9 protein-coding genes and 1 CRISPR repeat array are annotated in these 10219 nt (G+C 73.5%); of the genes, 8 read left to right on the top strand and 1 reads right to left on the bottom strand.

Features of this window, described 5'->3' with window-relative positions; all coding sequences use genetic code 11:
- Positions 1–45: 45 nt before the first annotated feature.
- A CRISPR array of direct repeats spans positions 46–562; the repeat unit is 29 nt; unit sequence GTCCTCTCCGCACGCGCGGAGGTGTTCCG.
- Positions 563–1061: 499 nt separating this feature from the next.
- Genes ACIBPC_RS19980 through ACIBPC_RS19970 form a run of 3 tightly spaced genes read left to right on the top strand, consistent with a single transcriptional unit; the run spans position 1062 to position 2402 of the window.
- Positions 1062–1214, top strand: a complete 153-nt coding sequence (locus ACIBPC_RS19980; protein WP_362962063.1) for a hypothetical protein — start codon at positions 1062–1064, stop codon at positions 1212–1214.
- Positions 1211–1792: a sigma-70 family RNA polymerase sigma factor gene (locus ACIBPC_RS19975; protein ID WP_362962061.1), complete on the top strand. Its 582-nt coding sequence runs from the start codon at positions 1211–1213 to the stop codon at positions 1790–1792. Before ACIBPC_RS19980 ends, ACIBPC_RS19975 begins: the two co-directional genes overlap by 4 nt.
- Positions 1773–2402 (top strand): hypothetical protein, encoded by a 630-nt coding sequence (locus ACIBPC_RS19970; protein ID WP_362962059.1) that lies wholly within the window; start codon positions 1773–1775, stop codon positions 2400–2402. The genes ACIBPC_RS19975 and ACIBPC_RS19970 overlap by 20 nt, the downstream gene beginning before the upstream one ends.
- 63 nt (positions 2403–2465) lie before the next feature.
- Here the strand turns inward: ACIBPC_RS19970 and ACIBPC_RS19965 are convergent, their stop codons facing one another.
- Positions 2466–3167, bottom strand: coding sequence for a FadR/GntR family transcriptional regulator (locus ACIBPC_RS19965; RefSeq protein ID WP_398846362.1), 702 nt, complete (start codon positions 3165–3167; stop codon positions 2466–2468).
- A gap of 175 nt (positions 3168–3342) precedes the next feature.
- On the opposite strand from ACIBPC_RS19965, the gene ACIBPC_RS19960 reads away from it, so the two are divergent.
- Genes ACIBPC_RS19960 through ACIBPC_RS19940 form a run of 5 tightly spaced genes read left to right on the top strand, consistent with a single transcriptional unit; the run spans position 3343 to position 9770 of the window.
- The gene (locus tag ACIBPC_RS19960) at positions 3343–4962 is read left to right on the top strand and encodes an ABC transporter substrate-binding protein (RefSeq protein ID WP_398846360.1); all 1620 of its coding nucleotides are present in this window, start codon (positions 3343–3345) and stop codon (positions 4960–4962) included.
- 14 nt (positions 4963–4976) lie between these two features.
- On the top strand, positions 4977–5918 hold the full coding sequence (locus ACIBPC_RS19955) for an ABC transporter permease (RefSeq protein WP_398846577.1): 942 nt from the start codon (positions 4977–4979) through the stop codon (positions 5916–5918).
- Complete coding sequence (locus ACIBPC_RS19950; protein ID WP_398846358.1) at positions 5915–7825, top strand: dipeptide/oligopeptide/nickel ABC transporter permease/ATP-binding protein; 1911 nt, start codon at positions 5915–5917, stop codon at positions 7823–7825. The genes ACIBPC_RS19955 and ACIBPC_RS19950 overlap by 4 nt, the downstream gene beginning before the upstream one ends.
- Positions 7822–8853, top strand: coding sequence for an oligopeptide/dipeptide ABC transporter ATP-binding protein (locus tag ACIBPC_RS19945; RefSeq protein ID WP_362962049.1), 1032 nt, complete (start codon positions 7822–7824; stop codon positions 8851–8853). Before ACIBPC_RS19950 ends, ACIBPC_RS19945 begins: the two co-directional genes overlap by 4 nt.
- Positions 8850–9770: a dihydrodipicolinate synthase family protein gene (locus ACIBPC_RS19940; protein ID WP_362962048.1), complete on the top strand. Its 921-nt coding sequence runs from the start codon at positions 8850–8852 to the stop codon at positions 9768–9770. The genes ACIBPC_RS19945 and ACIBPC_RS19940 overlap by 4 nt, the downstream gene beginning before the upstream one ends.
- Positions 9771–10219 lie beyond the last annotated feature (449 nt).

Below are 10219 nucleotides of genomic sequence, written 5' to 3'. Positions count from 1 at the left end.
CGGAGGTGTTCCGACCGCGGCCTGACCGCCGAGGAGCGCACCGCCGTCCTCTCCGCACGCGCGGAGGTGTTCCGGAGGCCGACATAGCCGGAATCACCGGGCAGGGGTCCTCTCCGCACGCGCGGAGGTGTTCCGCGCGGCCGCCCGTTCCATCGTCGCCTGGTCGAGTCCTCTCCGCACGCGCGGAGGTGTTCCGACCGCGGCCTGACCGCCGAGGAGCGCACCGCCGTCCTCTCCGCACGCGCGGAGGTGTTCCGGAGGCCGACATAGCCGGAATCAGCGGGCAGGGGTCCTCTCCGCACGCGCGGAGGTGTTCCGTCGGTCACGGCGGCGGTGCTGCGCGGGGAGTAGTCCTCTCCGCACGCGCGGAGGTGTTCCGCGCGCGACTTCGCACGCCGTGCCCGCACCGGAGTCCTCTCCGCACGCGCGGAGGTGTTCCGCGCGGCCGCCCGTTCCATCGTCGCCTGGTCGAGTCCTCTCCGCACGCGCGGAGGTGTACCGAACGCGGACGGCCAGTACTACTGGCGGCCCAGGTCCTCTCCGCACGCGCGAAGGGGGGTGTGCGGCTGAAGAGGGTAGGAAGGCGCTTGTACTTGAATGTCGCGTCGGTCGAGCCAGGTCAGAGCCTCCCGCAGTAGCCGGTTCCGTGAGCAGTCGAGGAGTGCGGCGCTGCGGCGGTGACCTTTGTGACTCTGCCGTCGGGTGAGGGGGCGCGTCTGTTTGTCTCTCCGCGTGGCCGTGTCCGTCCGAGGCGGAACGTGTCCGAAGCGGGCCTGGCGGACTCACGTATGCCCACGGGGGGTGGTGGAGGGGGCGCCAGAGTCTGCCGTGATCTGCGTCACGTTTGCGCCGGGCGTGTGACATATGCGCCGGCGTGCGCCGGGATGTTCGGGGCTGGTGGGGGAGGTGTTGTGGTGGGTGCCCCTGGCATATGCGTGGGGGTGAGTGGTCACGTTCCGGATCGAGGTGGTCACCCTCTTCCACGTTCGGGCACTCCGCGCGCTTAGCTGATTGCTGAGGGCGATCACGCTCTCGCCGGATCTTCCGAAGGAGGACGAGAGGTGAGTTACGACACCGCGAACGGCGTGCTTGCCCTGGCCGTCGCGCTGCGCGTGTTCGCCCCCGACGTACGGGCCCTGGCCCGGTGGCTGCTCGGTGTCGGCGTGCGCGTCGGCACGGACGCCATGGCGCGGCGCGGCGGGGGGCGGGCATGAACGGGCAGGGACCGGCGCGGCCGGACGTACGGGAAGCCGGGGTCACGATGCCCGCCGCCTTCTGGGCGTTCCACGAGCGGTACTACCCGGTGTACCTGTCGTACGCCGAACTGCAGCTGGGCGAACGGCGGCGCGCCGTCGACCTCGTGGACCTCGTCTTCGTGCACCTCGCGCGGCACTGGTCGATGCTGATGCGCGAGGAGTCCCCGGAGGCCACCGCGTGGTCGATGATGAAGTCCGCCGTCGAGGAGGCGCTGATCTTCGAGGGGCGGCGGCACGCGATGCCCGCCACCGCCGCGTTCCAGCAGGTCAGCCGCCGCGTCCTGGAGGACTTCCGGGCCGAACTGTCGCTGCTGGAGAGCGCGCTGGGTCTGTACGCGGCCATCGCCGAGCTGCCCGACCGGCACTTCGACGTGATCGTGCTCCAGTACGTGCTGGGGTACAGCACCGCGCAGACCGCCGGGATCATGGGCATCGCCGAGGTGACGGTGCGGACGTACCGCCACCTCGCGCGCCGCACGCTGGCGCGCGAACTGTCGATGGAAGGGGGCGGGCGCAGTGCGGACGCCGATCGATGACCTGCTGGCCGGGGCCGCGTTCGTGCCCGGCGGGGTGACGCCCGAGGACATCGCCGCGTCCAGGCGCCGCATCGAACGCGTGCTGGACGACGCCGCGCCGGCCGCGCCCCACGCGTTCCCGCCGGAGCCGTACGAGACCGACGGCGAACGGTCGGGGCGCGAGCTGCTCGCCCTGTGCGGCTCGCTCGTCCGCGACGCCCGCGCGCCCGCCTGGATGGCGGGCCTGGTCAACTCCGAGCGGATCGAGCCCGCCGGGGGCCTGGTCTTCGCCTGCCTGCTGCACCTGAGCGGGCTGACGGACGGGGCGCGCTTCTGGTGGGAGTTCAGCGCCGGGGCGGGGACGTCCACGGCGGCGCTGTGCCTGTGCCTGCTGCACCTGCAGCGCGGTGAGCCGGAGGACGCGGAGCACTGGGCGGGCCAGGCGGCCGAGTTGGAGCCGCTGGAGCGCGAGCACGAGTGGACCGCGCGGCCCCGCGTCTGGCGGCCCCGCGGCGAGCTGGCGGCGGTGCTCGGCAGCCTGGACATCGGGCGCGACCGCGACCTCGGCGTCGTGCCGCGCCCCGATCCGGCGCTCGCGGACCGGCTTGAGGACTGCGTCGCCGTGTCGTGAACGGGGACGGTCCCCGGCCCCCGCCGAGAGGGGGCCGGGGACCGCGTCTTCAGGCGGCGGCGTTCAGGGGGCCACGGCCGCGTGGTCGGCGAGGAGCTGCCTGATGCCCGCGAAGTGCGCCCGCATCGCGACGGCGGCGCGCGGCCCGTCGCCCGCCTCCAGCGCGGCGAGGATGTCCTCGTGCCGGGCGCAGACGACGCGCGGGTCCTGGTCGTCGGCGCGCAGGTCGCCGCGTACGCGGTGGAAGGCGGCCCAGAACGCGTCGAGGACCTCGCTGAGCAGGTGGTTCCCGAGCGAGCGGTAGAGGGCGACGTGGAACGCGCGGTCGGTCGCCGCCGACACGCGGCCCCCGGCGGCCTCCCGTTCCATGGCGGCGACGAGGTCGCGCAGCCGCGCGAGGTCCTCGGCCGGCACGTCGTCCGCGACCTCCATGATGAGCCCGGCCTCCAGCGCCTCGCGCACTTCGAGCAGTTCGTGCAGGCTGGCCTCGCCCCTGCGGTGCCTGACGGCGGCGCGGAAGACCATCGCCTCCACGAATGAGTCGAGGCTGAGCGAGCCGACGTACGTGCCGAAGCCGTGGCGGATGTCCACGACGTTGACGGCCTGGAGCGCCTTGAGCGCCTCGCGCACCGAGTTGCGGCTGACGCCGAAGAGGGTCATCAGCTCGTTCTCGGTGGGCAGCGGGTCCCCGGGCGCGAGGCGGCGGTGCAGGATCAGCTCCTTGATGCTGCTTTGCACTTCCTCGGACATCATGCGGCGTGCCATCGGCCTCGGCCTCCCCTGGGTGCTCACCGTCGGTTCACATTCTGCCACCGGAGATAGGACATCTGACGTCCGGGGGCGCACAGGCTCTTGACCGGGCTCCGCCGCCGAATCTAGGTTGACCGGACATAGAACGTAGAACGTAGGACGTCTTCGAGCAGTGTCGCTGGAGGAGCGCGTGAACCATCCCTTCGACCGCAGGGCCTTCCTGAGGCTCACCGGCGCCCTCGGCGCGGCCGGGGCGATCTCGGCCGCGCTCGGCGCCTGCTCGGGCCCGCCCTCCACCACCGGCGGCGGGGGCGGCTACGGCTCCGGCGGCGGGGACGAGCTGACCGCAGTCATCGGCTACGGCAACGACCAGAGCTGGGATCCGACGCAGACCGCCTCGGCGTTCACCATGGCCGCCAACTGCCACATATACGAGGGCCTGCTCGACACCGACCCCATCACGCGCGCCCCCTACCCGGCGCTCGCCACCGCCGTGCCGCCCGACCAGACGGCGACCCGCTGGGCGTTCACCCTGCGCGAGGGCGCGACCTGGCACGACGGCGAGCCCGTGACGGCCGACGACGTCGTGTTCACCTTCGCGCGCATCCTGGACGCCGAGGCCAATCCGCTGACCCGCTCGTTCTTCGTCTCCTGGCTCAGGGAGGTGCGCAAGACGGGGGACCGGGACGTCGAGCTGGACTTCCACTTCCCGTTCCCCGAGGCCGCGTCCCGGCTGACGATCGCCAAGATCATGCCGCGCCACGTCTTCGGCCGCGAGGGCGCCTGGGAGGAGGCCGGCGCCGGGCTCGCCGTCGGCTCCGGCCCGTACCGCCAGGCGTCGCACCAGCCGAAGACCAACACGACCTTCGAGGCGTACAACGGCTACAACGGCCCCCGCCCCGCCACCTTCGCCCGCATGAACTGGCTGTCCATCGTGGACGCCGCGCCCCGCGTCGCCAAGATCTCAGGCGACGGCGCGGACGCCCAGATCGCCGACAACATCCCGTACGCCAACGCCGAGCAGCTGCGCGGCGACGGCCTCACCGTCGAGGGCGGCGCGGGCATGAACCACGTCTTCCTCATGTTCAACACGGCCAACCCGCCCTTCGACGACGTCCGCGTCCGCCAGGCGCTCTTCCACGCCGTGGACACCGACCAGATGATCGAGGTCGGCCTGCGCGGCCACGGCAGGGCCGCCACCTCGTTCCTCAACGAGGAGAACCCCGCCCACACCGAGGCGTCCACCGTCTACACGTACGACCCGGACCGCGCCCGCGCGCTCCTGGCCGAGGCGGGCGTCACCGACCTCAGCGTCAACCTCATGTCGGTCAACGTCAGCTGGCTCGTGGACTGCCTGCCCACCATCAAGGAGTCCTGGGACGCCATCGGCGTGCGCACCACCCTGGAGCCGCAGGAGACGTCGGCGCTCTTCACCAAGATGGACCAGAACCAGGACTACCAGGTCGTCGCCGCCGTCGCGAACCCCAACCAGTTCGGCCTCGACCCCGACCTGATCCTCCGCTACAACTACACGGCGGGCGGCGGCTGGATGGCCTACACCCGCTGGGACGAGAGCGACGACGCCCGTGCGCTGTTCGCCCTCATGGACGAGGCGACGCGCGAGCCCGACCCGGCGCGCAAGCTGGAGCTGACGCACCGGTACCTCGACGTCATCGCCGAGCAGGCCGTCCTCTACCCGATCCTCCACAACGAGCTGCTGACGGCCTGGAACCCGGAGGCCCTCACCGGCGTGCGCGCGCAGCCGTACCCCGGCATATCCCTGCTCCAGGCGAGGCCGTACACATCGTGATCATCGTCGTCCGGATGCTGATACGCCGCGTCCTCCTCCTCGTGCCGCTGATGCTCGGCGTCGTCGCGTTCGTCTTCCTCGTGATGCGCTTCTCCGACATGGACCCCGCGTCCGCCTACTTCCAGGGCGCCAACCCCACCCAGGAGCAACTGCACCGGTTCCGCGAGGACAACGGCCTCCTCGACCCGCTGCCCGTCCGCTACGCCGACTTCGTGGGCGACCTGCTCCACGGCGACATGGGCATCAGCGTGCTCACCCGCACCTCCGTCTTCGACCTGGTGACGACCGCCCTGCCGCTGACACTCCAGCTGACGTTCCTCGGCCTCGGCATCGCCGTCGTCCTCTCCCTGGTCCTCGGCGTCACCGCCGCGCTCCACCGCGACCGCGCGCTCGACCAGATCATCCGCGTCGTGTCCCTCACCGGCGTCGCCGCGCCCGGCTTCTGGCTGGCGCTGCTGATGATCCAGTACCTCGGCGTGGAGGCCGGCTGGTTCCCCACCAGCGGCTGGACGAACCCGACCGACTCGTTCACCGGCTGGATCAGGACGATGACGCTGCCCGCCTTCGCCCTCTCCCTGCCGGTCGCCGCGCAGCTCACCCGCGTCGTCCGCACGGCCGTGGTGGAGGAGCTGGACAAGGACTACGTGCGCACCGCCACCGGCAGCGGCCTGCCGCCGTTCGTCGTCGTGGGCCGCAACGTCCTGCGCAACGCGCTGATCAACCCCCTCACCGTCCTCGGCCTGCGCGTCGGCTACCTGCTCGGCGGCGCGGTCGTCATCGAGACGATCTTCGCCCTCCCCGGCATGGGCAAGCTGATGATCGACGCCGTGCGCAACGGCGACCCCGCCGTCGTCCAGGGCGTCGTCCTCACCACGGCGGTCGGCTTCGTCGTCGTCAACCTGGTCATCGACATCCTCTACCTCCTGGTCAACCCCCGGCTGAGGAGCGCCGCATGAACCTCCGTCGCCTCCCGCCGCTCTCCCGCGCGGCCCTCGCCGTCCTGGGCGTCGTCGTCCTCGTCGCCCTCCTCGCCCCGCTGCTCGCGCCGCACGACCCGTACGCCCAGGCGGGCACGGCGGGCGGCCCGTCCGCCGACCACTGGATGGGCCAGGACAGCCTCGGCCGCGACATCCTCAGCCGGCTGATGTACGGCGCCAGGTCGTCCCTCGCCATCGGCCTGGGCGCGACCGCGCTGGCGCTGCTGGCCGGGGCGGTCGTCGGCGCCGTCGCCGCGACGTCGCGCAAGCTGGTGGACGAGACGCTGATGCGCTGCCTCGACGTCGTCATGGCCTTCCCCGGCATCGCCATCGCCGCCGTGCTGATCTCCGTCTTCGGCGGCGGCACGGGCGTGCTGATCGGCGCGATCGCCTTCCTGAACGTGCCTCCCGTCGCCCGCGTCGTCCGGGCCAACGTGCTCAGCCAGTACGGCGAGGACTACGTGACCGCCGAGCGCGTCGTCGGCGCGAGGACGCCGCACATCCTGCTGCGGCACGTCGCCGTCAACTGCGCCGCGCCCGTCCTCGTCTTCTGCACGGTGATGGTCGCCGAGGCGATCGTCTTCGAGGCGTCGCTGTCGTTCATCGGCGCCGGGGTCAGGCCGCCCGAGCCGTCCTGGGGCAGCGTCATCGCGGACGGCAAGAACCTCGTGCTGCTCGGCGGCTGGTGGGCCACCGTCTTCCCCGGCCTGCTGATGCTCGTGACGGTCCTGGCGCTCAACGTGCTGTCCGAGGGCGTCTCGGACGCCTGGGCCGCGCCCGCCGCCCGCCCCACCGACACCCCCGCGGCCACCGCCGCCGCCCCGGCCCGTACAGAAGAAGGGGAACGGCCCCCGCGCGCGGTCCTCGCCCTCCCCGGCCTCGCCGAGGCGGGGGAGCGCCTCCGCGCCCGCGCCCGCCCGCCCGTCACCGCCGAACCCGTCCTCGCCGTCCGCGACCTGGCCATCGGCTTCCCCGGACGGCACCGCGACCGCGACGTGGTGGACGGCGTCAGCTTCTCCGTACGCCCCGGCGAAGTCCTCGGCCTGGTCGGCGAGTCGGGCTGCGGCAAGTCCCTGACGGCCCTGACCGTCATGGGCCTCCAGCCGCGCGACGCCCGCGTGCGCGGCAGCGTCACGTTCGCCGGGCAGGAGCTGACCGGCCTGGCCCCGCGCGCCAGGCGGCGCCTGCTCGGGCACGAGATGGCGATGGTCTACCAGGACGCCCTCTCCTCCCTGAACCCCGCCATGACCATCCGCGCCCAGCTGCGGCAGCTCGTACGGCGCGGCGGCCGCCGCACCCCCGCCGAACTCCTCGAACTCGTCGGCCTCGACCCCGCCCGCGTCCTGCGCAGCTACCCGCACGAACTGTCCGGCGGCCAGCGCCAGCGCGTCCTCATCGCCATGGCCCTGTCCCGCGAGCCCCGCCTCATCGTCGCCGACGAGCCGACGACCGCCCTCGACGTGACGGTGCAGGCGCAGGTCGTCGCGCTGCTGCTGCGGCTGCGCGCCGAGCTGGGCTTCGCGCTGGTCCTCGTCTCGCACGACCTGGCGCTCGTCGCCGACGTGACCGACCGCATCGTCGTCATGTACGGCGGGCAGATCGTGGAGAGCGGCGTCACCGCCGACCTGGTGTCCGCGCCCGCGCACCACTACACGCGCGGCCTCCTCGGCTCCGTCCTCTCCCTGGAGTCCGCCGCCCCGCGCATGACGCAGATCCGCGGCGTCGTCCCCGCCCCGGCCGACTTCCCGCCCGGCTGCCGCTTCGCCGACCGCTGCCCGATGGCCGACGACGCGTGCGCCGCGCCCGCGCCCGAACGGCCCGCCCCCGGCACGCTGCACACCGCCGCCTGCCACCACCCCGCCGAGGAGAAGGAGGCCGCCAGGTGACCGGCGACGCACCACTGCTGACCGTCACGGACGTCCACCGGCTGTACGCGGCACGCGGCGGCGGCCTGTTCGGCGCGGCGAAGGTCCACGCCCTCACCGGCGTCAGCCTGTCGGTCGCGCCCGGCGAGACCCTGGGCGTCGTCGGCGAGTCCGGCTGCGGCAAGTCCACGCTCGCCCGGCTGCTCGTCGGCATCGAACGGCCGACCGCCGGCACCGTCGCCCTCCACGGCCGCGACCTGTGGTCCATGCCCCCCGCCGAACGCCGCCGCGCCGTCGGCACCGGCGTCGGCATGGTCTTCCAGGACCCGGCGACCGCCCTCAACCGCCGCCTGACCGTACGCCGCATCCTCCGCGACCCGCTCGACGTCCACCGGCGCGGCACCCCCGCCGAACGGAACGCCCGCGTCCGCGAGCTGATGGACCTCGTCGGCCTCCCCGCCCACCTCACCGACGCGCTCCCCGGCCGCCTCTCCGGCGGCCAGCGGCAGCGCGTCGCCATCGCCCGCGCGATCGCCCTCGAACCGGCCCTGCTCGTCGCGGACGAGCCGACCAGCGCCCTCGACGTGTCGGTGCGCGCGCAGATCCTCAACCTGCTGCTCGACCTCAAGGACCGCCTCGGCCTGGCCATGGTGTTCATCTCGCACGACATCCAGACCGTCCGCCGCATGAGCGACCGCGTCGTCACCATGTACCTCGGCCGCGTCGTCGAGGAGGCACCGGCGGACCGCGTCACGGCGCACGCGCGGCACCCGTACACCCGCGCGCTCTTCTCGGCCGCCCCGGGCCTCCTCGACCCGATCGAGCCGATCCCGCTGACCGGCCCGATGCCCTCGGCGGTCCGCCCGCCGAGCGGCTGCCCGTTCCGCACGCGGTGCTGGAAGGCCGACGAGGTGTGCGCCGCGTCGATGCCGGACGCGGACCGCGCCGACGGGGAACATCTCTACCGCTGCCACCACCCCGTCGGGGACGGTGAAGCCACCCGCGACCTGGTCCAGCAGGCCGCCACCGCACAGGAGACGCGTTCATGACCTTGCCGGCACGGCTGACCGGAGTGATCCCGCCCGTCTGCACCCCGCTCACGCCGGACGGCGAGGTGGACACCGCGTCGCTGATCAGACTGGTGGACCATCTGACCGGCGCGGGGGTGGACGGGCTGTTCGTCCTCGGCTCGACCTCCGAGGTCGCGTTCCTGACCGACGCGCAGCGCCGCACGGTCGTGGAGACCGTCGCCGGGCACGCCGGCGGCCAGGTGCCGCTGCTCGCCGGGGCCATCGACATGACCACGCCCCGCGTCCTCGACCACGCCCGCACCGCCCTCGCGGCGGGCGCGGACGCCGTCGTCGCGACCGCCCCGTTCTACACCCGCACCCACCCGGCCGAGATCGAACGGCACTTCCGCCTGCTCGCCCGCCAGGTCGAGGCACCGGTCATCGCCTACGACCTGCCGGTGTCCGTGCACAGCAAGCTGACCGCCGAACTGGTCACCGGCCTCGCCGCGGACGGGGCGCTGGCCGGGCTGAAGGACTCCAGCGGCGACCAGGGCGTCCTGCGGGACATCCTCCTCGGCGCGCCCGACGGCTTCTCCGTCCTCACCGGCTCGGAGGTCACCGTGGACGCGGCGCACCTGATGGGCGTGCACGGCGTCGTCCCCGGCCTGGGGAACGTCGATCCGCACGGGTACGTCAGCCTGGTGCGGCGGTGCGCGGACGGCGACTGGGCGGCGGCGCGGGCCGAGCAGGAACGCCTCGTGGCGCTCTTCGCCATGGTCCACGTCGGCGCGCCCGCGCGGATGGGGCGCGGCTCGTCGGGGCTCGGCGCGTTCAAGGCGGCGCTGCGGCTGCGGGGCGTGATCGACCACGCGACGCTGGCCGAGCCGCAGATCCAGCTCTCCGACGACGAGGTGGCCCAGGTCGCCCGCCTCCTCGCCACTGCCGGGCTGCTCTGACCCCACCCCCCGGCGCCGGCCGCCACGGTCGGCCCTGGCGCCACCTCCCTCCACCGGACACCGGGCCTGAGGCGTGGACGCGGTCGCGGATGGCGGGGCGTCGGGCCCCCTCGGGGCGATACCTCCGCGCCCTGACTTCGTGCGGCGGTGCCGGGGCCGTCGACCGCTCGCCACGTCCGTGCCGGGTACGGGGACGGCGAGGCGTCGCCGTGGCGGCGTGTCCGTGCGGCGGTGCGCAGGCCGTCCGCCTCCGCCGGACGCGGGGTGTGGAGAGGGCAGCGGTGGTCGCGCCGTGCCGGGAGAGCTCTCCGCCCCGCAGGGCGTCCGGGACATGCCTGGCTTCTCGCCTGCCGAGGCAGTCGTGGTGGTGAGGCGTTCGTTCCCTCGCGGTGCCCCCTGGCGGTGACGCCCCCGCGCGGTCACTTCTCCCCGATGTGCCTCGGGCTCCG

The sequence above is a fragment of the Streptomyces sp. NPDC049879 genome (assembly GCF_044461265.1).
Lineage (GTDB): Bacteria > Actinomycetota > Actinomycetes > Streptomycetales > Streptomycetaceae > Streptomyces.
Note: the sequence above shows the minus strand (reverse complement) of the source record. Positions and strands in the feature narration are given on the sequence as shown.

Coding starts and splice junctions, on each gene's coding strand:
- ACIBPC_RS19975 (WP_362962061.1), top strand. CDS start 1,211: ATGAACGGGCAGGGACCGGCGCGGCCGGACGTACGGGAAGCCGGGGTC.
- ACIBPC_RS19965 (WP_398846362.1), bottom strand. CDS start 3,167: ATGGCACGCCGCATGATGTCCGAGGAAGTGCAAAGCAGCATCAAGGAG.
- ACIBPC_RS19955 (WP_398846577.1), top strand. CDS start 4,977: ATGCTGATACGCCGCGTCCTCCTCCTCGTGCCGCTGATGCTCGGCGTC.
- ACIBPC_RS19950 (WP_398846358.1), top strand. CDS start 5,915: ATGAACCTCCGTCGCCTCCCGCCGCTCTCCCGCGCGGCCCTCGCCGTC.
- ACIBPC_RS19940 (WP_362962048.1), top strand. CDS start 8,850: ATGACCTTGCCGGCACGGCTGACCGGAGTGATCCCGCCCGTCTGCACC.